This window comes from Alkalihalobacillus alcalophilus ATCC 27647 = CGMCC 1.3604 (assembly GCF_000292245.2).
GTDB classification, from domain to species: Bacteria; Bacillota; Bacilli; order Bacillales; family Bacillaceae_D; genus Alkalihalobacillus; species Alkalihalobacillus alcalophilus.
Genome location: NZ_ALPT02000018.1, coordinates 37127 through 63813, shown reverse-complemented (window position 1 = coordinate 63813; position 26687 = coordinate 37127). Strand labels below are relative to the sequence as shown.

24 protein-coding genes and 3 pseudogenes are annotated in these 26687 nt (G+C 35.0%); 9 read left to right on the top strand and 18 right to left on the bottom strand.

Annotated elements, in window-relative coordinates; all coding sequences use genetic code 11:
* Window positions 1-155 precede the first annotated feature (155 nt).
* Window positions 156-545, top strand: coding sequence for a cytochrome b5 domain-containing protein (locus BALCAV_RS06935; RefSeq protein WP_003322272.1), 390 nt, complete (start codon window positions 156-158; stop codon window positions 543-545).
* Between the two features lie 189 nt (window positions 546-734).
* Here the strand turns inward: BALCAV_RS06935 and BALCAV_RS06930 are convergent.
* A pseudogene (locus tag BALCAV_RS06930) lies at window positions 735-1096 on the bottom strand (GrpB family protein).
* 368 nt (window positions 1097-1464) lie between these two features.
* Between BALCAV_RS06930 and BALCAV_RS06925 the strand changes: the two are divergent.
* Window positions 1465-1833: a site-specific integrase gene (locus BALCAV_RS06925; RefSeq protein ID WP_003322274.1), complete on the top strand. Its 369-nt coding sequence runs from the start codon at window positions 1465-1467 to the stop codon at window positions 1831-1833.
* Window positions 1834-2152: 319 nt separating this feature from the next.
* Here BALCAV_RS06925 and BALCAV_RS06920 read toward each other — a convergent pair whose 3' ends face one another.
* The 14 genes from BALCAV_RS06920 to BALCAV_RS06855 all read right to left on the bottom strand — a co-directional run bounded on the left by BALCAV_RS06920 (window position 2153) and on the right by BALCAV_RS06855 (window position 14858).
* Entirely contained in the window at window positions 2153-2392 is a 240-nt protein-coding gene (locus BALCAV_RS06920) for a hypothetical protein (protein WP_003322275.1), read from the bottom strand.
* A gap of 93 nt (window positions 2393-2485) precedes the next feature.
* A complete protein-coding gene (locus BALCAV_RS06915) occupies window positions 2486-2740 on the bottom strand; it encodes an SHOCT domain-containing protein (protein WP_003322276.1) in 255 nt (84 codons plus the stop codon).
* Window positions 2741-3016: 276 nt separating this feature from the next.
* Window positions 3017-3730 carry a DUF881 domain-containing protein gene (locus tag BALCAV_RS06910; protein ID WP_003322277.1) on the bottom strand — a complete coding sequence of 238 codons (714 nt, stop codon included), beginning with the start codon at window positions 3728-3730 and terminating at the stop codon, window positions 3017-3019.
* A 345-nt stretch (window positions 3731-4075) separates the two neighbouring features.
* Window positions 4076-5626 (bottom strand): copper resistance CopC/CopD family protein, encoded by a 1551-nt coding sequence (locus tag BALCAV_RS06905; RefSeq protein ID WP_003322278.1) that lies wholly within the window; start codon window positions 5624-5626, stop codon window positions 4076-4078.
* Complete coding sequence (locus tag BALCAV_RS06900) at window positions 5613-5843, bottom strand: copper resistance protein CopC (RefSeq protein ID WP_136445896.1); 231 nt, start codon at window positions 5841-5843, stop codon at window positions 5613-5615. Before BALCAV_RS06900 ends, BALCAV_RS06905 begins: the two co-directional genes overlap by 14 nt.
* A 335-nt stretch (window positions 5844-6178) precedes the next feature.
* Window positions 6179-7411: a sensor histidine kinase gene (locus tag BALCAV_RS06890; protein WP_235213087.1), complete on the bottom strand. Its 1233-nt coding sequence runs from the start codon at window positions 7409-7411 to the stop codon at window positions 6179-6181.
* A 175-nt stretch (window positions 7412-7586) separates the two neighbouring features.
* Complete coding sequence (locus BALCAV_RS06885) at window positions 7587-8282, bottom strand: response regulator transcription factor (RefSeq protein WP_003322282.1); 696 nt, start codon at window positions 8280-8282, stop codon at window positions 7587-7589.
* Window positions 8283-8631: 349 nt separating this feature from the next.
* Complete coding sequence (locus tag BALCAV_RS06880; protein WP_003322284.1) at window positions 8632-8838, bottom strand: hypothetical protein; 207 nt, start codon at window positions 8836-8838, stop codon at window positions 8632-8634.
* Between the two features lie 111 nt (window positions 8839-8949).
* Window positions 8950-9702 (bottom strand): cytochrome c biogenesis CcdA family protein, encoded by a 753-nt coding sequence (locus tag BALCAV_RS06875; RefSeq protein WP_003322285.1) that lies wholly within the window; start codon window positions 9700-9702, stop codon window positions 8950-8952.
* 30 nt (window positions 9703-9732) lie between these two features.
* Complete coding sequence (locus tag BALCAV_RS06870; RefSeq protein ID WP_003322287.1) at window positions 9733-10545, bottom strand: cytochrome c oxidase assembly protein; 813 nt, start codon at window positions 10543-10545, stop codon at window positions 9733-9735.
* A 307-nt stretch (window positions 10546-10852) separates the two neighbouring features.
* The gene (locus tag BALCAV_RS06865; RefSeq protein ID WP_003322288.1) at window positions 10853-11056 is read right to left on the bottom strand and encodes a hypothetical protein; all 204 of its coding nucleotides are present in this window, start codon (window positions 11054-11056) and stop codon (window positions 10853-10855) included.
* 798 nt (window positions 11057-11854) lie between these two features.
* Window positions 11855-12493, bottom strand: coding sequence for an NAD(P)/FAD-dependent oxidoreductase (locus BALCAV_RS06860; protein ID WP_003322291.1), 639 nt, complete (start codon window positions 12491-12493; stop codon window positions 11855-11857).
* Window positions 12494-12621: 128 nt separating this feature from the next.
* The gene (locus BALCAV_RS22735) at window positions 12622-13188 is read right to left on the bottom strand and encodes a spermidine synthase family protein (RefSeq protein WP_235213086.1); all 567 of its coding nucleotides are present in this window, start codon (window positions 13186-13188) and stop codon (window positions 12622-12624) included.
* A gap of 26 nt (window positions 13189-13214) precedes the next feature.
* Entirely contained in the window at window positions 13215-14858 is a 1644-nt protein-coding gene (locus BALCAV_RS06855) for a spermidine synthase family protein (RefSeq protein ID WP_235213085.1), read from the bottom strand.
* A 364-nt stretch (window positions 14859-15222) separates the two neighbouring features.
* Here BALCAV_RS06855 and BALCAV_RS06850 point away from each other — a divergent pair, with 364 nt between their 5' ends.
* The 5 genes and pseudogenes from BALCAV_RS06850 to BALCAV_RS23495 form a co-directional block, all read left to right on the top strand.
* Window positions 15223-16350, top strand: a complete 1128-nt coding sequence (locus BALCAV_RS06850; protein WP_003322293.1) for a tyrosine-type recombinase/integrase — start codon at window positions 15223-15225, stop codon at window positions 16348-16350.
* Window positions 16347-18311, top strand: a complete 1965-nt coding sequence (locus BALCAV_RS06845) for a tyrosine-type recombinase/integrase (RefSeq protein WP_003322294.1) — start codon at window positions 16347-16349, stop codon at window positions 18309-18311. Before BALCAV_RS06850 ends, BALCAV_RS06845 begins: the two co-directional genes overlap by 4 nt.
* Complete coding sequence (locus BALCAV_RS06840; protein ID WP_003322295.1) at window positions 18301-18687, top strand: DUF6262 family protein; 387 nt, start codon at window positions 18301-18303, stop codon at window positions 18685-18687. The genes BALCAV_RS06845 and BALCAV_RS06840 overlap by 11 nt, the downstream gene beginning before the upstream one ends.
* A gap of 323 nt (window positions 18688-19010) precedes the next feature.
* Complete coding sequence (locus BALCAV_RS06835) at window positions 19011-19451, top strand: NUDIX domain-containing protein (RefSeq protein WP_003322296.1); 441 nt, start codon at window positions 19011-19013, stop codon at window positions 19449-19451.
* Between the two features lie 395 nt (window positions 19452-19846).
* Window positions 19847-20007 (top strand): annotated as a pseudogene (locus BALCAV_RS23495) (C39 family peptidase); the annotation flags it as partial.
* An 88-nt stretch (window positions 20008-20095) separates the two neighbouring features.
* Here BALCAV_RS23495 and BALCAV_RS06830 read toward each other — a convergent pair.
* From BALCAV_RS06830 to cadC, 3 genes are all read right to left on the bottom strand, one after another.
* Window positions 20096-20764 carry a CadD family cadmium resistance transporter gene (locus BALCAV_RS06830; protein ID WP_003322298.1) on the bottom strand — a complete coding sequence of 223 codons (669 nt, stop codon included), beginning with the start codon at window positions 20762-20764 and terminating at the stop codon, window positions 20096-20098.
* A 116-nt stretch (window positions 20765-20880) separates the two neighbouring features.
* Window positions 20881-23052, bottom strand: a complete 2172-nt coding sequence (locus BALCAV_RS06825) for a heavy metal translocating P-type ATPase (protein ID WP_003322300.1) — start codon at window positions 23050-23052, stop codon at window positions 20881-20883.
* A complete protein-coding gene (gene cadC, locus BALCAV_RS06820) occupies window positions 23045-23413 on the bottom strand; it encodes a Cd(II)-sensing metalloregulatory transcriptional repressor CadC (RefSeq protein ID WP_003322301.1) in 369 nt (122 codons plus the stop codon). The genes BALCAV_RS06825 and cadC overlap by 8 nt, the downstream gene beginning before the upstream one ends.
* Before the next feature lie 270 nt (window positions 23414-23683).
* Between cadC and BALCAV_RS06815 the strand changes: the two genes are divergently transcribed.
* Both BALCAV_RS06815 and BALCAV_RS06810 read left to right on the top strand, forming a co-directional pair.
* Window positions 23684-24238, top strand: a complete 555-nt coding sequence (locus BALCAV_RS06815) for a recombinase family protein (RefSeq protein ID WP_003322302.1) — start codon at window positions 23684-23686, stop codon at window positions 24236-24238.
* 30 nt (window positions 24239-24268) lie between these two features.
* Window positions 24269-26545, top strand: a pseudogene (locus BALCAV_RS06810) (Tn3 family transposase); the annotation flags it as partial.
* Between the last annotated feature and the right edge of the window lie 142 nt (window positions 26546-26687).

The following is a 26687-nucleotide window of genomic DNA, read 5'->3' as shown; positions in this document are numbered from 1 at the left end:
TTCTGCCATTAGTATATTTGACAAAAAAGTGACCACATTTTTAACGGAAAGTGAACAATACGTTAAATGTAATCAAAATCTCTTTTAGTGAGGGGAGATAACATTTAACATATAACTATATAAAAAAAGTTTTTAAAAATGTAGGGGGCAAGAAGATGAAAAAATTTAAAGGTTTATTAGTACTGTCAATGACGGCTTTTGTTTTAGCAGCTTGTGGTGGGGACACAACAACTGAAGAACCAGATACGTCGACACCGGAAGAAACTACAGAGGAAAATACTACAGAAGAAACAGAAGCTTCAGCAGTTGAAGAAGGTCAAGTATTCACACTGGAAGAACTTAGTGAGTATAATGGGCAAGATGGAAACCCCGCTTATGTAGCGGTTGACGGAGTCGTTTACGATGTTTCAGATATTGGAGCTTGGGAAGGTGGAGAACACTTTGGTGGAGTAATGGCTGGTGCTGACAACACAGAAGAAATTTCAGCATCTCCACACGGCTCTTCTGTATTGGAAAACTTACCAATCGTCGGTACACTTGAATAACAATAAGAATGAAACAAGACACCTAGTTACGATTCAAATAATCGTAACTAGGTGTCTTTGTTTAAAGGTGGCGGGAGAGCCTTATTACAATCCCAGTGTTGTCTATAGTCTTGAGTTTTGGAGAAGTTCGTTAACAAAATAAACATTAGGTGCTGCAACTGACAACTTTGAGTTCCGCTCTAGCACCCGTTAATTGAATAAGTTAGTTTTTCTCCACGTCTCTGCTTTATCATCAATTGCCTTAATATAATTGTTCTTGCCTTCTATATACTTAGTTATATTTGTAGGGGATTTCTCTGCCAATGTTTGTTTCAATTCACTGTACTTTATAGCTTCCTCTGGATGTGCAATCATATAATCCCTAAATGCTAAGTGACGAGCAATTTCTTCATTACCTTCTTCGTAAAAATGAACATGATGAGTTCTATTATCGCCACCCTTAATAAAAAACGCCTTTTAGGAATTCCGTATTCACCCATCACTTCATAGCCTAATTGTTCCATCTCGCTATTGAACTTATCAACTTCACTAATGTTAGTAACCTCAACCATAATATCAATTACTGGTTTAGCTTTAATATTTGGAATGGGTACTTCCAATATGATACACATTTAAAATTTCGTTTTTAAACAAAGCTTTAAGTTTCTAACTTTCCTCCCGAAACATTTCTAACCATTCCTCACTATATGGTAAAACCTCAACTCTTCGCATTAAATCACCTCTTACATAATAAATAATTAAACAACTCATCAACTCTTATTGCACTAAACTGCTTCGTTCAGTTTAAGTGAATTCTTCACAAAGTAACCAACCTTGACACATAAATAATACCAGAAAAGGACTAATTGTCGTTCTTGTTTTTCATAAAATTGGAAATCCCCCCCTTAAAATACACATAATACATAGGAGGGAACAAGCTGTGCAACTAACCAAAGCCTGGGAAGCATGCAAAGCTGAGAAACGAATTGAAGGATTTTCGCCCCATACCTTGAATGCCTACCGACTGCAAGCAAATCTCTTAGTCCGTCACTTCCAAGATATTAAACCCCAATCCGTTACAACCCAAGGTATTAAAGATTACTTAGCTTTATCCAGCGAAGGATTAAAACCATCGAGTCTTGCTCATCGTGTTCGATTTATCCGATCATTTTTTCGTTGGTTATACGAGGAAGGTCATATAACCACTAATCCTGCTGCCAAAATCACGGAACCAAAAGTAGGAAAACGAATCCCAAAGTTCTTAACAGAACGTGAAGTGTATTTAATAGCAGATGTGATATTTGGTTAAAGCGTTACCTTTAGTTGAACAACCTATTGGACGTTTTAAATAACTTTATTGTAAATGTAACAACTTTATTTGTATTTAAACGACTTTATTGTCAATCGACATTCATGACAACGATGGAAGATTTAGACTTTTTGAAGTTTTTGAAAACTAAGGAAGGTCTAGACCACACTTTCTGTTCCCTTGAAAAGATTTATTGCCTGTTAGCATTCAGCAATTTATGAAGAAGGTCACGAAAAGGTCTTCTATATGCGAACGCACGTTGCACAAATAAAGAGGAAGGGTACTCCTTCCTCTCATACTAAAAAATTATTTAGAGTTCCTAATTTGTTTCAGTCTCGTCGCTTCCATATGATTCCATAAAGTTATTGCATGCTTCCATCATATTCTCGCCTTCTAAGGAATTCATACCTTCCATCATATTCATCATGTCACCATTCATCATATTCATCATGCCATGGTTTTCATTAGCTTGAGATATTCCTGAGAACCCCATTGTTCCTACGACTAAAACAGAAGATAATCCAAATGAAAAGAGTAACATTTTCGTTTTTTTCCGCATGTTATTCACTCCTCTTAATAATGTATTGAATTTATTTTACATTTTTAGTTTAGACTTTAATTTTGATGAAACTGTGATAAATACTGATTTAATTTAATTTTTTTCTTTTAAATACGTATATTTTTGTTCGAATTCACTTTGCGTTAAATCTCCTTTTGCAAACCGTTCTTTTAAAATTTGAAGTGATGTATCTTGGTCCCAATCTTGAGAATTATTGTTAGAATCCTTTTTATTTAAAAGTCTCATGACTAATACCAATCCACCATAAATGATTAAACCTAATATAAGAATTACTAAGATCATGTACAAAATCATACCGAGATTCATCATTCCCCAGTTCATCATCATGATTAAACACCTCCAATTATTTAGACTAAATGATTCCTTAGATTAAATCCAAATTATCCTTGCTACTCAATTCGGTCATAATATATTTCTTATTTCAACTATCCTTCGTTACTTTTATTTTAAAATATAAATGTGATAAAACTTTGATACATCTAAGAAAACAGTTTGCTAGTTTTGAAAAAAATAAAGAACTACTGTGTATAAACGCGAATCCAAGGTTCGTGTGTCTCAATATTTACATAAATTAATATGTTTACTATCTTTATACACATGTAATCAACCTTCTGTTAGGTAAGAGTCTAATAGAATATTAGTTTTTTTCTGTATTCTTACTGTTACTTCATCATTAATTAACTGATGCTGAACTCCGCCATGTAGGGTTAAAGCTGCTTCTAAATGATCAGCATCCCCAATCGCCGTAATAATAAAAGGAGCTGATGAAATATTTCCGTCTACACTTATTACAGGCCCTATACATTGAATAAATGATGAATGTCTTAGGCGATACCCATTTACGGCAATTGCTTCCGCTCCAGCAACATATAATTCTTGGACCACCTGTTGGATATGTCCTTCATGAACAATGTAATCATTCGGATTAGCCCCGTTAGGTAAATAGTCTGAATCCTCTAATGAGATTTCAATTCCTGGTCCAGTTACTTGCACTTGTCCTACAATCTTTCTTAACCTCTCTATGTCTTCGAGCAAATTTTCTGCTTTTTCTTCACTTTTTTCATTAACGGTGCTTAAGTTTTCTTCAAGTTCCCGTACCTGATATTGATATAACCTTAACTCCTCTTGAAGCATTTTGTTTAAGGATTGTTCCATGATGATTTGGTTTCTAAGTTCATTTTCCTGTGCCCATGTCGAATTCAATCTATTCAGAGGATCATAGTTACCTGAATCTGTAGACTCATAATTCACCACTAAAATAAAACCAGTCAAGAACAGGACAAAAAATAAAATAATATGTTTTCCCCTTATCTTCAATCTTCTCCCCCTCTTCTAAAACTAGTTTTCAACCCAAGAATTCTTTAAGGGTCGCACACTCAAATGGATTAACCGAGTTTTATAAAAAACATAACCTTAGCTGTATGACATCTTGAGAATAGCGGTAGAATCATCATCATTTTGACACTACTAGAGAAATAATCTTTAATTACTTTAACATTATTTACCAATAAAAGTATAGTTATCTGACTATGTACAAAAGTAAACAGTGGAGAGAAGCATATTCATAGCCAGTAAAGGGCCCTTAGAGAAAAATCTAAGAACCCTTTCTGTGAGAAGCGTGACATTCTTTATACAGTTGTGTCGGCAATCAAAAACGAAGCATTACATATCGCCGGGCACTTGTATTTCATATGGAATCATTAAGTTTTCGCCACTCGTTTTAGTGACATGAATATTTAAATAGGTCGTACCAGAACCATGTAATAGTCCACCAGTCACTTGAAAAGTCCCTTCCCCTAACGAAAACGCGGTTATCGTTCTGGTCATAAAAGGTGGCATAAAAAGCTCAACATCAACATTCTTTATATCTTCTGATTGATCAAATTTTATAATTAAATCATTATATCCCATCTGAAATGGTGTCAGTGATACAGAGACATCAACAGGAGAATAAAGATCTGTGGGATAAATTCCTTGTTCAGCAGCCTTGGGTGACGTGTTGATCATTGATGCTGCAAAGAAAAGAATACTCATTCCAATAATGAGTTCGGTTCTTCCTAAGATAGCGGTAAGAGATGTATGATTATGATCAATACCGCTTTTCAATAATCTCATTTGATAGAATCCTATAAAAGTTATAACTAGAAATAAAATCACCTTAAAAAGGAGAAACTGCCCCCAACTACTTATCATTAAACTGTCCATAGTAAAAGAAGGAAGATAACGCAATAGCATTCCTATCCCTGTTAAACTCATAATAAATATACTTATAAGTGCATATTTGGAGAACTTTCGTCCATTTTCTTTTAGACATTTTAAACCTTCCTCTTTAGGTATCATGACTATTAATGCAAACAATCCACCAAGCCAAATTGCAATAGAAAATAAATGCAAAGCATCTAACGTTATTGAGATAAGCCCACCATACCGATCTGATACAGCATGACCTGATAATGCCCACATCATAATCGTTCCAGCTAACAATAATACCTGTCCTATCATCGACCTAAGAAAAAATGCAATAAGTACAAGGACAAGTTGAAGGACCATGCCCCAAACAAATTGAAATTGAATAAACTCCACGACTGAAATATTAGTAATTTCATCCTTCCGAATTGTAATAAGTAGTAGAAACCCTACAACACTCATGATGAAGAAGATCCGTTTCATCTTGTTCCACCGGTTTGTGTTTTCACTACCTTTTGAAATCAATAATTGAAAAACCATACTACCAAACAAGATGAAAACACCCAGATAGGACAGCCAACTAGCAAGTTCAATCAATCCGACATGTTGCCATCCCCCCATTGAAACTCTTTTTCCCTCTGGAGGGGTAATAGATGTGACTTCATCCACTGCGAAGTAGAAAATTCCATTTTTACTTTTGTTATCTTTACGTACGTACCAATTAATTTCATATGTCCCTTTTGATAATTTCTTGTCTAGCTCTATTATATAGTGGGAAGCATCAGCTGGATTTACATAAGTTTCTCCTATCGGTGCTAAACTTTGATTATCATCATAGATCGCAAAAACCTCTAATTCTATCTCATCAGAGAACCATAGTTCAATTTTGTTTGGAGAAGTTGGTACGATCTCCCCATCTGCTGGAGCGGATTGAACGAGGGTTAGATTTCTCCAATAATCTAATTCTGAAATTTGTTCCTTTTTAATTTCAAATTGGAAACGCTCTTTAATTTCATGTCCATCCATGGCAATTGCGAAAATCTCTAATGTATACCTGCTCTGATAATAGAGTTTCAACCGGTAATGTTACTAAACGTTTGTCAGTAGGATCAATCACCGCTTTTCCGATTCGAACGTTTGATCCGATCGAATTGGTTAAGCGAATAGACTCTGAATAGACTTCTACAGGTTCAGCAAACAAAACACTAATACGTTCTGGTGAATGGTCCAATATTTCATTCATTCCCGGACTTATTCTTTTATTTCTGAATGGGCTTCAACCGCAGTACCGTCTACCAGTGAAATGAATATTGTCAGAAAGAGAATAAGACCGGCTAGTAAGTCTTTTTTTGTCCACACTCCATACACACATCCCTATTTTTTCTCATACAATTGCTTACTTTCTTTTTTTGAACAACAGAAAAATTAGTCCAATCGTTAGAGATGGAATTCCTACCCAAAGACAAATTTTTAGGAGAGAGATGATAAAATTCTCGTCCGTCGTTAACGTTAAGGACATACTTAAACAAACTAACCCAATAAGCAAAAGCAGACTAACAATGACCCAGTCTATCCATTTCATATCTTTTCTCCCCTCTCCTTGTTCCAAATATCGTTAGGAAAAGAAAGAGTAAATTGGGTTCCTTCGTTTTCCTTACTCGTTATATCTATTGTACCACCGTGTAACTTTACTAACATTTTAACGATGGCTAATCCCAATCCGGTCCCTCCGAATTCTCTTGAGCGAGATTTTTCTACTCGGTAAAACCGATCAAAAATAAATGGAAGTTCGTCGGCTGGAATTCCTGATCCGGTATCTTTGATAATGATGTTAATTTGATTATCACCTTGCCTGAACTCACAGGTTACCTCACCGTTAGTCGTATGCCTCATCGCATTATCCAATAAGTTGGTAAAAACTTGTTCTATTCGTTTTCCATCTCCATAAAACAAGGAAAGGTTTTCATCCACTTTAACCGTAAATAGAAGATCTTTTTCTTTTGCTTTTAATGAATATTTCATATCGAGGTTATCGGCAAGTTCTGTTAAATCGATCCACTCCTTATTTATGTCAAACTTCCCTTCTTCCATCTTCGACAAATCAAACAAGTCTGATATAAGATAATTTAATCGAGTTGCTTCATGTTCAAGGATTGATAAATACTGTTCTTTTTCTTCCTCCGTCTGATACAGCTTTTCTTTCAAGACTTCCGAATAACCCATTAAATATGAAACCGGTGTCTTTAACTCATGAGAAATACTAGCAAAGAATTCACTTCTTGTATCATGGTGCCTCTTTAGTTCCTGAGTTAGGTTGTTAATGCCAACAGCAAGAGAACCGATTTCATCTTTTGATCGTACAATCACTTTTGTATTTAAATCCCCTTTGGCAATCTTTTTTGTTGCAGCCTGCATTTCAAGTAAAGGTGACGAGAGCTTTCGTGAAGCAATAAATGTAAACCCAAGAGCTAGAAAGAAACCTCCAACACCAGCAAGAAGAAACAACTGTCTTACCGTAGACATCGAATCATACATATCATTAAGTGGAAATAACATGAACAGACTACCTTTGAATTGATCAGCATTTATTGGATGACCATACAAAAGATAAGGAATGTCAGTGAACGGTTCTACGTATTCATAGAAAACAGGCCTTCCTTCAAAAAGGTTTTGCAAGTCGAACTCTTTAATGTTTATTTCCAGATCATCCGTACCTGTAAACGTGATCATATCTCCATCTTCGTCTAGTAAGAAGATTTTTTTTTGTGTAATATTTCCTGCCATTTCAACCATTGGCGTTGACATTAACATTTGATTATTCGCTATCATCTGGGCATAATTTGACGTTAATTGATGAGCTTCCTCTTTTGCCTTATTGTAATAATAATTACAAAAAACCTGATCAATGACATAAACAAAAGGTGCGAAAACTAATAAAAAACGGTAATCATCGTCAGCCCTAATTTTACATCAATTCGATTCCATCTCATGTGTCTATTTCCTTTAACTTATAGCCGACACCCCAAACCGTTTCGATGATAGTAAAGCTCAGCCCTTCTTTCTTTAATTTCAACCGAATACTTTTTATGTGAGAATCAACCGTTCTTTCATCTCCGAGAAAATCCACTCCCCAAATTTTCAAAAGTAACTGGTCTCGGTTAAACACTTGCTTAGGATTCAAGAGTAATAATTTTAATAACTCAAATTCTTTAGGGGTTAAATGAACAGGATTGTCTTGAACAAAAACTTTATGATCATCCACATCCATTTTCAGCTCGTGGAAATGGAGTTGTTTTATTTGCGTTGTTTGATTTACAACAGCTCTTCTTAAAAGTGCATTCACTCGTGCGATAAGTTCTTCTGGTTTGAAAGGTTTAGTTAAATAATCATCCGCTCCAATATCGAGTCCCTTCACCTTGTCCGTTGTCTCCGTTCTAGCTGTTAACATTAATATAGGCAAAGCCAAATTTTCTTTTCTAATTTCTTCACACACTTCCCAACCATCCATCTCTGGCATCATTACATCTAAAATAATAAGTTGAAAAGAATGACATTTCATTTCTTTAAGCGCTTCTTTCCCATTCACAGCTTCCACTATGTTATATCCTTGCTTGGATAAATGAATTCGAATTAGATTTCTCATATTCCATTCGTCATCAACAATTAGAATTTTAGTGTCCATGTTCTCCCTCTTTTCTATATAAAGAATCTTACTTATAAAATATTTTTTTACACAAATCTACTTGAAAAGAAGAAAATGGAGGCAACTCAATTAAAAGCCTCCTCCACCGATTGATCTTACTATAATTTAGACCTATTGTGAGTTTGTTAAGCGGGATAAACTTACAATAAGGTTAGTTACTTTTTTCCCGTTTATCGAAGGGGTCATTCTGTTTATTAATCAAAAATTCATAACCCTCTGGTTTTCTTTTGATAGTAGCATAAGAGTGAATCATCATCGCAATTATTAGTAAGAATAAAAGTATGATCGGAATAAAAATTGATAATTCCTCCAAACGTACTCCCCTCCATTATTGTGACCTTTTTAAAGAATCAATTTCCTTCATCAACTTTTGATTTTGTTCCATTAAGTGATTCATATTTTTTTGTAAATCTTTTCCGTTTGGTTCACTCTTATTACTGTTATTTCCATCAGACATCCTTTTCATAAAGAAAAATAACATCACTAACATTAAAGGACATAATAATAGTGGAAGATAATAAGCTAAATTTTCCATAGTCAAATACCTCCTAATTTTTAAATCTATTTATATTATAAAAGGTAATTGTGTTGAAATTTTGAAGAAAAAAATATAAAATATAAATCTCCTTTGGAATTAGATCATGGTTTAATGCAACACATACTTTCTTAAATCCCCCAATAAGTTATCGTATCTAAAATCCCAAGGATGATCAGAAAGCCCTGCAACTCGCTGGATCCATTTTCCGATGTTTCTTCCTTTTTTCAAAAGTGTCCCGTTTAATCCAAAAGTCCAGATGAGATACATTGTAATGAACAAAGGAATCGATGTACCAAACGAAAACACAGTTGGTAAGATGAATCCGTATGAAGTAGAAAGGGTTAGCGGCATTAACAAAAAGAAAAAGATTGAGAACATGGTTGGACAGAACCCTAATGAAAAACTACTTCCTAAAAGAAATGCCCCCCATTTTCCTCTGTTTTTATCACCAGCTTCTTTTTGTTTTAGACCGATAGACCATTTCCATGTGATGAGTCCAACTAAATAAAGACCGATTATGATAAAAATGGGCCCAAGTATTTTACGTATCCATGGAAGGTAACCAATTAGTTCTTGTTGAAATTCAGAACCTAATATCCACACTAGTAATCCTAACCCCGAAAAAACAACGACTTTCCCAAGTTGAAAGAATATGACTTCTGACCATGGAATAGCTTTTTGGATAGACCGATTCCCATAAAGTGTAATGGCACCTACATTTCCGGTGAATTGACACGGTGCAGCAGCTGCTAGAATTCCAATAACAAGCGCTGCTAAAAGCGGAATATGTTCAAAACCATACATGAGTTGAATTAAGGGCTCATATAATAATCGACTAATAGAATTAAATACATCATACATATTACAAACCTCGCTTTATAGTAAACAATTTTATGAAGCAGCCTCATTTGGCATTTCTACATTTTCTTTTTTTCTTTCTTTTTTTACCCACCGGAAAAAAAGTATTCCAATGATTGTAATAAATACCCCCTCTTGAATCAGCTTCATTACAATCCCTCCAAGTTGTTGATCATCTTTTATTGATAAGAACGAGATCAATTGAGGAGCATTTATATAGGTTGTATAAAGTACGTTATTAGAAAAGATAATTAAAGCACAAACCGGTGTAATTAATACACTATTTAAGAAAATGTAGCCTACACTTTTCAATTCAGATAACTCGTAGTTACTTTTGGAATGAAGAATAGATAACCACATTGTAAAAGCTAATATTGTGAGAATTAAATGATACACAGATTGATATAGATGGTTCAAACGTAAATAGTCAAATAGACTTGGATAATGGTATAGGGAAAATAATCCATTAAATAAAAGCGATGCGATGATCGGTTTGCTCAATACTCCTAATAATCCCCTGCTTAGTAAACTGGAGCTCGTAGGATGCTTAATTAACTGATTAGGTAGTCCTATAAGAATCAATGGTGGTGCCACAAAATAGACTATTGCTTGTTCAAGCATATGAGCACTAAACAAATAATTGTGTCCGATTAAGTGAAGTGGACTTCCTACTGCAACATAAAAAAACCATACTCCTATAACAAACGATACGGCTTTTCCTTTACTGGTCCTATTAGCAACTTTTTTAGTGGCATAGAAATAAAAAAATGTAATAAGAAAAATAAGGATAAGCCACCCTATATTCCATAGCTCTTGGTAACTGTAACTTTCAAAAATATAATTCATCATCTTATCTCCTTTTATAATCAAGCGTTCTTACTATAGCGGAAAAATGTGATAGATTTATGATGAAAAGTAAAAATAAAAACTACGTAATATCCATGAAACTAGGTTCATAGTGAGAAAAAAAACAACAAACAGATTCCTTACAAGTGTCAATGGAATTTCATAGAGATAGCAAGAAGAAACTCGAGGATTGAAAGACCTCGAGTCTAATTTGTTATTATTTTCATTTAACCAGTATTCATACAAGGAAATCTCCTTAAAAACTTTTATGATACTAAATGTTTTATTGACTAACCATCCTGGTTCATTAATTCGTACATCCACTTGTCATAGGGCATTCAGGAGCAGTGGCACAGTCAGAAACCCCGCCTTCCATTTTTTGTGCACACATAGCTACATGTTGTCCCTTCGACATTTGCGCACAATCCGCAACTCCGTTTCCACTAGCAAAAGCAGGAGTACTAATTGTCATGGTTGCAACTAATACAAATAAAGCCAACTTCATTTTCATTCCATTTCCTCCTCATAATTGTATATCCATCACAAGAAAAGAATATAAAAAAATTGTGATGAAAATATGATGGAATGGAAAAGGTTATTCTTGAAAATAACGAAGCAGTATCGAGACCAGGAAGACTGCGTTAGTTTTTTATCTTATCATACTGAGAAATTAAATAGCTGCCCGTTTGGAACTCGTAAAACCCTAAAAATTAGACTAATGCCTAAAGCATAGGTAATCAACTAGACATACGATGAACTTGTGATATAAGTTTTTTTAATTTAAGGAATTAAATTGAATCATACTATGTCTTATCATATGGAAAACCACATGTCACAACACAGAGCACTTGAAACGGTTCAACATTGTGAAGCTATTTGTGAATTTACCGAGTATTCTATTTTGCAAATGGACAGCTCAAGTCACAGAAAAGAGCAATTGCGATTACTTAGAGACTGCGCTGATATTTGTACGTTAACTGCTAAATATATGGCCCGTTGTAGCGTCTTCGCTAAATCTCTTGCTTCGTTATGTGCCCATATTTGTGAAGTTTGCGGGAACCACTGTTTACATCACCCAGACGAAGTTTTACAACGATGTGGTCAAATGTGCTTACATTGTGCTCAAGAGTGTCGCGCCTTTGCTATGGGTGCATAATTATAGTAAAGCTAAAGATAAGAAGTGAATACCAATGGCTAGGTAAAAACAAGTGCGCTACGTAATAAGTAGCGCAACCTTAGCTGAACCTATTTCTTCCTAAATCCTGTCAACAGTTTATTACTTTCAGTAGATTGAATTTTTGATTATCATTTATCTTTTTTTTAGAACTTGCTGCTGTAAATTTTCAAAGCCGAATCGATTAATAAACTTGAAAAACGGTTCTCTTTTTTTTCCAAATTCGTGATAAAGATCTAGTATATCATCCACCATCGCATATAATTGTTCAGGTACTAGTTGTTTCTTGAACAATGTACCTACCTTAGCATCTGCTCCCTTGCTTTTGCCACCGATGTATAAATCGAACTCATTTGTACCTACTTTAATAATCCCAATGTCATTGATTAATGGTTCACCACAACCAACTCGACATCCCGTATATGCTGGTTTGAGGGTAAAAGGCACTTCCCTTCCCGCAATTCGTTTATTTAACTCGATAGCTACCGGCATCCCTTCTTCCTCCGATCCTTTACAAAAATTACAGGTACGAAGGCTTTTAACAAAACTTCCAACCGGATAACAGATTAAACCAGCTTCTTTAAATTTTCCTTTTACTAACTCCAGTTTATTTTCAGACACATCAATATAGAGCTGTTGAAACGTTGTTAATTCCAATTCTTGATCATCATTCATATATTCAGCTAGAACTCGTAATTGTTTTGCATTTAACTTTGCCCCAAAGGATATCCCAGCATTCACAGCAAGTTTAACAAGTTTCTCTGTTTGACTCATCTATTCTTCCCACCTTGTTTGTTTTAACAATGTATTCTAACTAAAGTTACATTACCCTAGTAAGGTATGTCAATAACACAATAAGAGCCAGAATTTAATTCTGGCTAAGGAAAAATCACATTTCTGATTTACATTTTTAACAGAGGTTGAAAAATAAATAACAAGAGATAAACAACAATCCCTACTATTATTGTAAGATTCATTCCAAACGTTAAAGATAACATGGCTGCTACTATTGAACCGGCAACCGTCATTAAACCGTTGATCCCCCAACTAATTGAAATTTGATGCTTTTTAAGCCTACTCATCCCATATGGAAATGGCATTCCTATAAAAAAACCTACTGGGATAAGCATAGTAATGACAAGCAAGGTTCTTTGAAATGTGGAGAGTGCCAGCTCAGACTGATAGTAAAAATGAATTAATAGATACACGACAGATGTTAGAAATGCCACAAGTAATATTGGGACAAATCTTCTATCCTCTTCTCTTTTCCATTTAGTCGAATAGGCACTTCCAATTCCACCGGAAATAAGAAGTGTTGTTAATACGATAACAAATGCCCAAGTAGGATGCCCTAGAGGCAATGTCAGGCGTTGTATCAGTGTTACTTGAATAAGCATAAAACCGATTCCAATCCCACTGAAATAAACCATGCTTCCAACTGGAACTTGCTTTCGATAAATTAAACTCATTACAGAAGTGCCAAGACTTATAAGAATCAAACCAATCCATAAAAAAGAAGGAATCCCATCATTCTTATGAAAAAGAAAGGTTGAGCATCTCGGTTTGCTTTAAAAGGGATGGCCGTATCATGAAGCCTGTTTGCTAAATCTTTGTAGTGATCAAATCTATATGGAACATGTAAAGGGAGCTGTGCGATATTCGCGGCAGAGTCGAAAAGTTTCGTCGCTTCCTTTTCTGTAAATGGATGCTTTTTCAAAATAAGCAGTGGCCGTTCGATGCTTCCCGGCTCGGCTACTACATGACCAAAAATGTGTTGACTACCGACAACGGCTATGTGATTTTTAATTTCATTAGATGGAATTCCCCTTTCTTGATAATAGCTTTCTGCACTATGGATGACTTTAGCTAGCTCCTTTTCGTCGTGAAGTAGAAATGAAAGTTGGCCATTTTCTTTGAGTTTATTAAAATAGTCACGTAACGCTTCATTCGTATAAATGAAATTTTCCGTTAAGGCTAACCCTAGTCCACTATCAGATTGCTTTGTTACCAGTGAAAGGAATATCAAATCATAAGTATTTGTTGTCTCACGAATATAATTTCGACCATCAGCTACAATCGTTTCGACACCATCTCGTTCAAATACATCCCCAGCAAATGATCGAAGTGAATGAACGGCGTTAAAGCTACCTTTATTTATGTCTAGAGCTTCAATCTTGGAATAGCCTGCCATTTCAGCAGATAAGACTTCTTGTCCACCACCACTTCCAATAATCAATGCCCTCTCTTTTTCTTTTGGATTCTGAAAAGCTAAATCACTTGTATTCATTTGCAAATAGTCTACTGTATTTAGGTCTCCGTCAAAACGAGAAATCGAAGAAACAGCACCTCCGTCTATCGTCATATACAAAAAATCTCCGTCTTTTGCATCGTAAACATCAGTGCGTGAAAATGAATCCCATTCAGAATAGATAATGTTTCCCTCTTGTTCAGAAAACGTTGTATATGGACTTGTTTGATAAGACAAAAAACGGTCCGTTGTTAAAAAAGGAGAAAATATATTTATCATCAATAAGGCTAGTATCATGATTAACATAACTTTTGTAGCTTTTTTTAAATGAGTAAATACGAGAATACTCCCAACTGAAAATAAAGCAAGCGATAACATAGATATCATTGGAATAGGCGATAAATGATTCATCAAGAGGATGGCAAAACTCGCCCCCAAACTTGCTCCGACTAAATCAATGAAATAAACAACATGAACTTTAGTATGTAATTTTTGAAAAATACTAGCTAAAATATAACCAGTAAACAAAAATGGTACTGTTGAGAGAATGGAGTAAAAGGTGATGCCTTGAAATGGCGTAAGATAAATTAATGACGTTACACCTATTAGTAAAACACCTTGCCCACATAGTGCAAGTGGATATAGACTACGGAAAAGAATAGGAAACTGATAAGAAAAATATCCTCCAATTCCAATTCCTAATGTAGCTAACGAGATGACAAGAAATACATAATTGTAATCAAAAATAACTGCAAACAAACGTGTTAAAAAAATTTCAAACATGATCATCGAAAATGCAAAGAAAAAAGTCAGGGAAAGATCCTTTATTAATTCTGGTTGTAATTTTACGAAGACTGATTTTTTCTTAATATTTAAAATTAGTTCTTGCATAAATCAATCACTTCCTATGCGAGAGTTTCACAAATAATTCTTGCCTCAAATCTAATTCTTTAACCCTTTAAACTCCATAGGATGTAATAAGCATTAAATTGGTTAGGAGTAAAAAAAAGGGCGAACAAAGAAAAGCCTGGGGTACCACCAACAGTTTGACATTTATCTTAACCAGTCATAATGGATGACTTTACAGTATTCAATGTAAAGTCATCCATTTTTTTGTATCTTTAAAGACTATTTAACTAAACTGATTTTTATAGTATTTATAGTAAATAAAGAAAGGAGGAAGATTATCTAAGATTAAGAGATTGAAAGCTTTCCAAATTGAATAAAAGAATAAATTTCAATAGGAGTGATACTTATGAAAGTAATTACCCTTCTAACAAAAGAAGGAAAGGCTCGGTACATGTTACTAGATCATAACAATGAGCCGGTCCAACCAGTTTTACATTATTTAAAGTTTAAGGACAACAGTGGAGCCTCGCGTAATACCTTACGGTCATTCTCATATCATTTAAAGCTTTTCTTTGAATTCTTAGAACAAATAAACAAGGATTATCGTGATATTGGAATAGATGAAATGGCGGATTTTATACGATGGTTACAAAACCCGCACCAGGATGTAAAGGTGTCCCCTATCTTCCCTAAACAGCCAATTAGAAAAGCAAAGACAGTAAATATCATCATCAATACTGTTCTTGGATTTTATGACTACCTAATGAGACATGAGGACTATAGTATTCAATTGACAGAACGTTTAAAGAAACAAGTACCTGGGTCCCGTAAGGGGTTTAAAAGTTTTCTGCACCATATAAACAAAAATAAATCCTTTACCTCTCATATTCTGAAATTAAAAGTGCCTAAGCAGCAGCCAAAAACACTCTCAAAAGATCAAATTGCATTAATTATGAATGCCTGTGTAAATATGCGGGATCTATTTTTAATACAGCTTCTATGGGAAAGCTCTATGCGTATTGGCGAAGCCCTTACTTTATGGCTTGAAGATTTCGAGGTTGATGCGAGAAAAATTCATATACGTGATCGGGGTGAATTGTCTAATCTAGCTGAGATTAAAACGGTATGTAGTCCCCGAAGTATTGATGTATCTGAGGATCTAATAAATATGTACTTTGATTATATTGCTCAATTTCATACCGATGAAGTTGATACAAATCACGTTTTTATTAAGTTGACCGGAGAAAATAAAGGCCAGCCGTTAGAATATACCGATGTCGTAGCACTGGTTCAACGTCTTCGTAAAAAAACAGGCATTTATTTCACTCCGCATATGTTACGTCATACATCATTAACGGAACTGAGAAAGGCTGGTTGGAGAGATGAACATTTAATGAATCGGGCCGGTCACGCTCATATTCAAACAACAATGCAGATGTATATCCATCCTTCGGATGAGGACATTCGAAAAGACTGGGAAAACGCTCAAGATCGAATGAAAATCAACAAAGAAAATAAGGAGAATAACGAATGAATTTATCTGTTGGACACCTATTACCAGAAATTAAAGTTAGTGAAATAACCCAAAAAGTCACTGGTTACTTTGAAAATGACATTTGGGACGCAGACGATGCAGCCTTTAATGATTTTAGAAAATCAGAATGGGGGAAAACCCATCGCACAATGAATTTTTCGGTATTTCCAACTAGGCTTAAAAATGAAGTTAAGTTTTTTATCCTTACTCGTATTCAAAAAGATGACCTGCAATTGTATTCAGCTGTACATAATTATGCCAGATCCTTTAAACAACTTTCTAAATTTCTTAAAAAATTTTATCCTAATATTAATAGCTTTGCAGATTTAGACATAAATAAAGCATTGATGCAATTGAGATCACATTTAAGTGAATTAGGTTTGAGCATACGAATCTATGGAAGAAGGAAGCTTTCTAATTACGAAAATCTACTTAATCGTTTATTTTTGTTTTATAAAGGCTTCTATGATACAAGAGATGAATTTGAAAAAGATATCTGGGATGTTAGAAATATTCCTGGTGCAAGATTTCCTGATCATGAATCAAGACATATCCTGAATTTCGAGGATATCCCTATTCCCTTTCGCCCTTTAGCCAAAAGATATTTAAAATTTAGAATCAGTCATTTATCTCTTGGCCAATGTACTCTTGACGTTAGAATATTAAAGCTATTTTTGATATTTATACATGATAAATATCCCTCTTGGAAGGATTTAAATGCCTTAACACGAAAAGATATTGAAGATTATCTTATATTTCATAACAAGAAGTTTCATAACAAAATACCATCAAAGAGAAGTTACTTAATTGTTCTAAATGTATTCTTAGAAACAATTGAAAAACTGCAATTCGATGAAGCGCCTGCGTTGCCTGTGAATCTATTGTTGTTTAAAGAAGATTTTCCTAGACCGATAACAAAAACTGAAAATGATATCAAGTACATTCCTGAAGGGGTCCTTCAACAAATCGAAGAAAAAATAGAGTTCTTAAAACCTTCAAAATACATACCGGTTATTGTATTACTTCGGGCTACTGGTTGGAGAATATCAGACATTCTTAATCTGCGTTATGATAATTGTTTAGAACAAACATCTCAGGGATGGTACTTATGCGGAGATATCAAAAAAACACAAGTAATGAATCATCGTGTACCAATTACAGATGAAGTAGCAGCGATAGTTGAAGCTGTAATTAAAGTGACTAAAGATCAAAGCGATACTATTAATAACCCTAAACATTATTTATTTGTACAGATCGAAGGTGTTCGCAGAGGTAGGCCTTTTAATTATTATGACATTCGCAGAAGTATGAAGCGCTTTACTGAAGAACAAAACATAGTTGACGATTCAGGAAATCCCTTTTTCATTAAAAATCATGCCTTTCGGCATACCAAGGGTGTAGAGCTTCTTAATAACGGAATGAACATACTGCATGTTCAAAAATGGATGGCGCACGCTTCTCCTGAAATGACATTACAATATGCAAAAATCCTTGATACTACCATGCGTAAATCTTGGGAAGAAGCTACAAAACAAGGTATTTTTCGAATTGACATTGAAAATAAACGACCAGTTAAAGTTGAACTTACGGATATTGAAAATGAAGATATAATTGAATGGGAATATATACGCCATAATTTAGACGCTGTAAAGATGGAGCTTGGCTATTGTATGAAACCTATTAAGCAGCCATGTCCTACTCAAGCGAACCCATGTCTATCCTGCCGTAATTTCTGTACTACACCAGAGTTCATACCCAAATTTGAAATGGAAATTAAAGAAGTTAGAAGTGTAATTGAGCGAGGTGTGGCTTTAGGGCGTCAAGTTTGGATAGATAAGAATCAAACCACTCTAGATCGTCTAGAGCCCATTCTAGAAACTTTGAAGGATGGTACAACGCATCATTTAGCTGGGAAAAAAGGACGCGAATATATTGGAGAGGAACGCACTCATGAGAAGTAAACATATTAGAAATACCGAAGGTGTTAAAAAACATGCACTAATGAAAAGCCAAGAGGCATCTCAAAAAGTGGACCATGCTATACAACGTCTTATAAAAACGAAAGTGAAAATTAACTTTAACCAGGTTGCAATGGAATCAGGTGTATCTAAGGCATTTCTCTATAACAATCAAGAAATACGAAACCGAATTGAGGGATTAAGAAAGCAACAAGAAGGGTTAAATTCTCCACAAACCGTAAAAAGGAATATGACGGATGCCAGTAAGGATTCTCTTATCGCTGCTAAAAATAACCGAATAAAAAAGCTCGAAGAGGAAAACAAGCGCTTGAAAGATGAATTATTGAAATTACGTGGTATGATCTACGATAAATTTTGAAGCTTTTTATTGTTATAAACAAAGATTTACCCAATTTCATTGATGATATATATGAATGGTTTTAGTTTTGCCTATTGCACTAATGGTGCAGGTTAATGAAAGAGTATCTTTCATTTTCTAATTAATAATAGTAAAATAAAAATGAACTGGAAAATTGTAGCTAGGGTTCCGCTATCTAGGTAGGTTTGTGACCGAGGGCTATTTCTTTTACAATATGTAAAAGGCACCTATTGACATAAAAGGTCCGAGGGGAAAGGTTCAGCGTATTTGTTATGCGTTGAAATCTTTCTCTTCGGACTTTTTTATTATTCAAGGAGGCTTATATGAAAAGAATTGATGATTTAAAAGCTGGTATTGCAGTCATTATTTTGTCTAAAGAGAACCAAGTTTTGTTGCAAAAAAGGTCAGATGTAGGACTTTGGGGTATTCCTTCAGGGCATATAGAAATAGGAGAAACAGTTTCGGAAGCTGCTATTAGAGAGGTAAAAGAAGAAACAAATTTAGATATAAGCATAAAAAAGTTGATTGGTGTGTACTCTGACCCTAATTCACAAGTATTTGAATACCCCAATGGTAAAGTAGTACATTTTATTACAACTTGTTTTCTTGCTGAGATTACTGGTGGGGAACTTAAATGTAATTCAGATGAGTCACTAGAAATTAAGTTTTTTGAACAGCATAACTTACCTCAAGACTTATTGAAAATGCACCCTCGATGGTTAATGGATGCTTTATCTAATAGAGAGTCAGCGTTCATTCGTTAAGAAATTCCTATTAAACTAAAGGTGCATTACTTGAACAAGTCATCAAAAAATGATCATACCTTTGTAAACCAATATTTACATTGAATACATGTAAATGATGTGAGAACCATTGATATTCCAATAGTTCTCACATCGAAGTTAGGATAAATGCGGAAAACCCACGCTAAGCAAATTTCGACATAAAATAAGCCTATGATTCCTACGCTAAGAAATCATAGGCTTATTAGTAACTATTATAGTAGTTTTATTATCTGTATAATTCCAGACATATTTCCATTTGGTTATTCATGCAATCAATCCAAACATGCTGGTACTTACCATTTTTAGGGTTCCTTTGTGGTAACTCCTCAGTTTTTTCTATTTCACCTGTGTTGCAAATTAATCTAATAGGGCTTCATAAGCTGCACTCTGTATTAGTAACAGGATATGATATGACCAATGCTATATTTACTTTAGTGATCCACTAGCAAACACAAAGAATAGAAAGGCCAAAATAGCAGACTTTGAAGCTGCATGGGTGCAACTGGGTAGACAAGCAATTACTTATATCCAATAGTTAGTTGGTTAAGGTAGGTTCCGTTATTTGTAAATAAGAAAAACAAAAGTCCCAACTGTTAACTAGAGGGACTTTTGAAGATTATTTTTTAATAATTTATTAAACTCAAAAGGGCACTGAAAGTTTCGTTCTCCACCATGATATAGATTCCTAAACCAATAAAGACAATGGGTATAATCCATCTACCGTAATTCTCTAAGGTTTCAGAGACATGTTTAAAAGCTGCCAAACGATATCCAATAAAACACCAAATCGCAACCATAATAAAGAAAGTAATAACCGTTACTGCTAGTTGGTTCATGGTTAAAGTAGAGAAGAAAGGAACATATATTCCAATGTTATCTCCGCCATTAGCAAATGTTATAAATGCTACACTTAAAAAGACACTATTATACTTTCCAGAATTTAAACTTGAAAGAATTGCATTTTCATCCTCATCTTCTCCCTTTATAAACAACATAATCCCTAAATAGATTGGGATTAGTCCAAGTAATCCTACCCATTTCTCTGGAATTAACATAACTCCAAAAGTTCCTAAGAGACTAACTACTACTAACAAGGTAAAACCTAGATATTGTCCAATAATTATATCCTTAGGGGATATATGCTTATTCTCTGTCTGGTTACCTTTTAAACCTTCACTCGTTTTCACCTGTGCTTTTGCCTGTGAAAATAGCAGCATCAAAACAAAAATATCATCAATATTGGTAACTATAAATGCCCCTATTGCAGAAATAACGTTCAAAATTAAAGTCAATTACATCAACTCACTAACTGATTTTTTATTATATTTAGAAGTTATACTAATAATGAGTCCTTTTTAAAAAAGGAATTTCCATCTGTCTGGAAGAGCCCTTTTTAGCACTTTTTCCTTTATTCTTTCACTCTCATTAGTCGCAAACCATTTAGAGCTACTAGAAGGGTTGCGCCCATATCGGAAAGAATGGCAATCCAGAGCGTTAACCAACCTGGGATAACCAATAGTAAGGCAATAAATTTAATAGCAATTGCAAAAGTAATGTTAGCTTTGATGATATTAAGAGTTTTCCGGCTAAGTTTTACAGTGAATGGAAGTTTTCTTAAATCGTCTCCCATTAGAGCGACGTCTGCAGTTTCTAAGGCTGTGTCTGTACCAGCTCCACCCATTGCAATCCCAACTGTTGAGGCCGCCAATGCAGGTGCATCATTGACCCCATCTCCTACCATTGCTACGTTGCCATACTCGGATCTCAACTGTTTAATAAAGTCTAATTTGTCCTGTGGCATTAATTCTGCCTCTATATCAGATACTCCAACCTGCCCTCCGATAGCATTCGCAGTACCTTTGTTATCACCAGTAAGCATAATTGTTTTTTTGATTCCAAGTTGATGTAACTTTTGAAGAATTTCCTTACTTGACTCACGAACTTCATCAGCAACTGCAATAACTGCAAGTATTTCTTTTTCGGTTCCAATAATCATGGCTGTCTTACCTTGATTTTGAAGAGTAGTAACATTTTGCTCTAAGTCTTTATCGAAATCATTAGTCAATAATTCCTTAAAGAGTTTCGGGCTACCGATGTAATAAGTCGTCCCGTTTACGATACCCTTTATACCCTTTCCTGTGATAGAAGAGAAATCCTCTACCTGTACGTCAGAATAAGTAATGTTTTCTTCTTCTGCTTTTTTCATGATGGCTGAAGCAAGAGGATGCTGAGAACGATACTCCAATGCAGTAATAATGGATAGTAATTCTTTTTCATTTATCTGTTTGTTCAACACATTATAATCAGTTACAGCTGGGACCCCTTTTGTTAATGTTCCTGTTTTATCGAATGCAATAGCCTTTAAGGCGCCCATTTCTTCTAAATACACTCCGCCTTTTACAAGGACCCCTTTTTTCGCAGCATTTCCAATCGCTGAAACAATAGAAATAGGAGTCGATATAACCAACGCACAAGGACAACCAACAACAAGAACAGCTAATCCTTGATAAATCCATGTTTCCCAACTGCCATCAAAGAATAATGGAGGGACTATAGCAACTAATGCTGCAATGATCATAATAATCGGTGTGTAATATTTTGCGAATTTATCAACAAATGCTTGCGAAGGAGCACGTTCCCCTTGTGCTTCCTCTACAAGATGAATAATTTTAGAAATTGTTGTATCTTCTACAAGTTTCGTTATTTCTACTTCAAGTAATCCTTCTTCATTTAAGGTACCTGCAAATACTTCATTATCAACCGTTTTCTCGACAGGGACTGATTCACCTGTAATAGCTGCTTGGTTAACGGCAGAGTACCCACTTACAACTACACCATCCATCGCAATCTTTTGACCAGGTTTTACAATCATGATATCCCCAACAGCAATATCATCAACATGAATCATTATTTCTTGTCCATTACGTCTAACAAGTGCCTCTTTAGGAGCGATATCCATTAATGAACGAATCGATTGTCTTGCTCTATCCATAGAGAATCGCTCAAGTGCTTCACTGATTGCAAAGAGAATAACAACAATGGCAACTTCTGCCCATTCTCCAATAATAGCACCACCTATAACAGCCACTGTCATAAGGGTTTTCATATCAAATTCAAAACGTAGTAAGTTTTGCAAACCAACTTTAAAAAGTGATAATCCTCCGATAAACATGGATGCTAAAAACAATAAGGTAGTAACAATGTTCTCTTCTCCATTCACATACGAGGAAAGATAACCAAAGGCAATCAATAAGGAAGCATAAAGTAGAGTACTATGCTTTTTATAAAACGGCACTTTATCTTCTTTCGTATCTTCTTTTACCTCTTGTGATGCTTGGCGAGCAGATTTTTCAGGTGTCACTTTGAGATTCTCAAATGCACCTGCTTTTTCTAGTTCTTCTATCGTTGCATTACCATAAACAGCAATTTTAGATGCACCAAAATTTACTTTTGCATCCTCAACTCCAGATAGCTGTTTTACATTTTTTTCGAATTTACCCGCGCAGTTTGCGCAAGTAAAACCTTGTACACGATAGGCCTTCATTTCTTGTTCAGATGTTATTGCCTTTTGATCAGACATTGACATTCACTTCTTTCTTATGTTCTAGTACAATCATCATTATTTGTCTAATATGTTCATCGTCTAACGAATAAAACGCTAGTTTTCCTTCTTTTCTATATCTTACAATCCCCTGCTTATGAAGGGTCCTTAAATGATGAGAAGCATTTGCCACCGTAATACCAATAATATTTGCTATATCACACACACATAACTCTTCATCTTGACACAAAGCATAGGTAATCTTTGCCCTATTTTCATCCGCAATTGCTTTTAACATTTGGGCAACACTAACAATATCGATTGTTTTTAAATCACCTTGTATTCGATTGACCTTTTCCTCGTCATAACAAAAAATTTCACAAGTATCTTTCTTATTCACATTATCACCCCATTGATATTCAAGTGTTCACTTGAATATAGTATATACCTTTCCTTGGTTAATATTCAAGTGAATATTTGAATGAAAAACATAAAATGATTTTTCTAATAGTAATTCCCATTAACGAACGTTTAAGGGAAAAACTTTACCTATCTATAGTACACATGATTTTTGGCGTTTTCTAATCCCTAAACCCTTCCCGTATTCATCTTCCCTAAAATTGACTTATAATCCGAATTAGGGAACAATTATTCTTGGGGAGGGAATTTAATGGGAAAAGTTTTTGGATATGCTCGTGTTTCTACTCAAGATCAAATTTTAGATCTTCAAATTGATGTTTTAGAAAAAGCAGGCGCAGCTGTTATTTACAAAGAGAAAATAACTGGAACGAGAAAAGAACGTCCAGAATTAGAACAACTCCTAAAGGCTATAAGTAAAGGTGATTCTGTGGTCGTTTATAAGTTGGATCGTATCTCAAGGTCTACAAAACATCTAATTGAATTGGTTGAAACCTTTGAAGAAAAAGAGGTCAATTTTATTTCCATACAGGATAATATTGATACATCAACAGCTATGGGACGTTTTTTCTTCCGAACAATGGCGAGTATTGCTGAACTAGAACGAGATATTATCAGTGAGCGTACAAAATCAGGATTACAATCTGCAAGAATGAGAGGCCGAAATGGGGGGAGACCTTCCAAAGACCCCAAGTTGGTGGAACGTGCTTTAAAACTACATTCATCTAAACAATATAGCATCAAAGAAATTACGGATATGACGGGTGTTAGTAAATCAGTGTTGTATCGAGCTTTAGAAAAAAATTAAACCTTCGGGTTGGATTAGGGGGATTTTCCTGTGTATCTAAGAGCAAGAGAACTACTTACACCTGATCAAAGAAAGGATTTTTTGTTAATCCCGTCTACTTTAAGTAATTGGGAATTAGCGTATTACTATACCCTTACACAAGATGATATTGAGGTAATAAGACGTAGAAGAAGAGATCATAATCGATTGGGATTCGCTATTCAAATTTGTCTTTTTCGTTACCCTGGTTGGTCTCTTTCAGATATCAAGAATGTTCCTGATAAGGTGATAAACTATGTTGCTAATCAGTTACAAGTAGATGCAAGTGAATTTAAGCTATATTCTGAACGAGAGCAAACGAAACATGAACATATGGAGGAAATACGAAAGTATTATGGTTTTTCTAATTTTTCAGCACAGTCATATCGGATTATTTCACAGGCATTACTCCCCCATGCAATTGAAAATTCAAATGCACTGTTCCTAATAGGGATGACTTTAGAAGAAATGCGAAAGCGAAAAATCATTCTGCCTGCTATGACAACGATTGAAAGATTAGTATGGGAAACAAGGCGAAGGGCAGAGGAGAAAGTATATAATTCACTCTATAAACCGTTATCTCCATGGCAAAAACAACAATTGGAGAAATTAATTGATACCCCTTCCGATAAATCCAAAACTAAGCTTGGATGGCTAAGGGAAATACCAGGTCAGTCATCACCAGATGCTTTTTTAAAAGTAATTGAGAGATTAGAATATGTTCGTTTATTAAATCTTTCAACAGAGTCCGAAAATATTCACTCGAATAGGCTGCTTCAGCTTGCTAGGCTAGGCGCCCGATATGAACCTCATTCCTTTCGGAGGTTTAATGAGAATAAAAGGTACGCTATTCTTGTAGCTCACCTTTTAACTCTTAGTCAAGATCTAATCGATCAAGCTATCGAAATTCATGACCGCCAAATTATGATCTTACAGTCAAAGGGTAGAAAAGCACAAGAAGAACTGCAAAAGCAAAATGGAAAATCTATCAATGAAAAAGTACTGCACTTTGCGGATATTGGTGAAGCTTTAGTAAAAGCACGAAATGAAGAGCTAGATCCATTTGAAGTATTAGAGAAAATAATGCCTTGGGAAAGGATTGTTGATTCTATAGAAGAAGCAACACGTTTAGCTCGTCCTATGGACTACGATTACTTAGATTTGTTGGTCACCCGGTTTAGTTACCTTAGAAAGTATACACCGGTACTTCTCAGTAAATTGGAGTTCCGTACGACTCAGGCTTCTGAGCCTTTATTGCGCGCTCTAAATGTCTTGCGTGAAATTAACAATAATAAGAAACGCCATATTCCCGAAGGCGCGCCATTGGATTTTGTGCCAAAGAGATGGCAGAAACATGTCTATGATGAAGATGGAAATATTAATCGAAAGTATTATGAATTAGCAGCATTAACCGAATTAAAAAACCATATCCGTTCAGGAGATATATGGGTTGCTGGAAGCAGGTTACATAAGGATTTTGAAGAATACTTAGTCACTAAAGATAATTGGGATGAAACTAAGAATACAGGCAATAGATTAGCTGTTGGTATGTCAGCTCAAGAATATATAATTGAGAGAAATACTGCTTTAAATGAAAGATTAGATTATATATTGGAAAACATAGATTCTCTTGAGGGAATAAGTATTGACAAGTCAAGGATACGACTTGACCGTTTAGAGAAAGATACACCGGAAGATGCCAAATCTCTTAGCCAAACTTTATATAACATGTTACCACGGGTAAAACTTACTGATTTATTGATTGAAGTTTCAAATTGGACAGGATTCGATGAACACCTTGCTCATGCGTCTAGTAATCGTCCACCTAAGGGAGAAGAAAAGTCTATTGTAATGGCTACGATTATGGCTATGGGAACCAATATCGGTCTTACCAAAATGGCTGAAGCAACACCAGGAATCACCTATCATCAGTTAGCTAATGCAGCCCAATGGCGATTACATGAGGATTCTTTGAGTAAAGCTCAAGCTACTTTAGTAAATTTTCAACATCATCTTTCTTTATCAAAATATTGGGGAAATGGGAGTACCTCATCTTCGGATGGCATGCGTGTACAAGTTGGCGTCTCTTCTCTTCATGCTGATGCTAACCCACACTACGGAACAGGGAAAGGAACTACTATCTATAGATTCACCAGCGATCAATTTTCTTCTTTTTATACAAAGGTTATTAACACAAACGCTAGGGATGCTGTACATGTCATCGATGGATTGCTTCATCATGAATCAGAATTATCCATTGAAGAGCATTATACGGATACGGCCGGTTATCAATACCTTTTTATAAAAAAATTAGAATTATAATGTGTTCCTTCATTGTAGACATGTACTTAACGAAAGATTTAAAAATGACTAACGATTTAAAGTCGTTAGCCATCATATTCAATAATTGCGCCCGATTATTGAATATCCT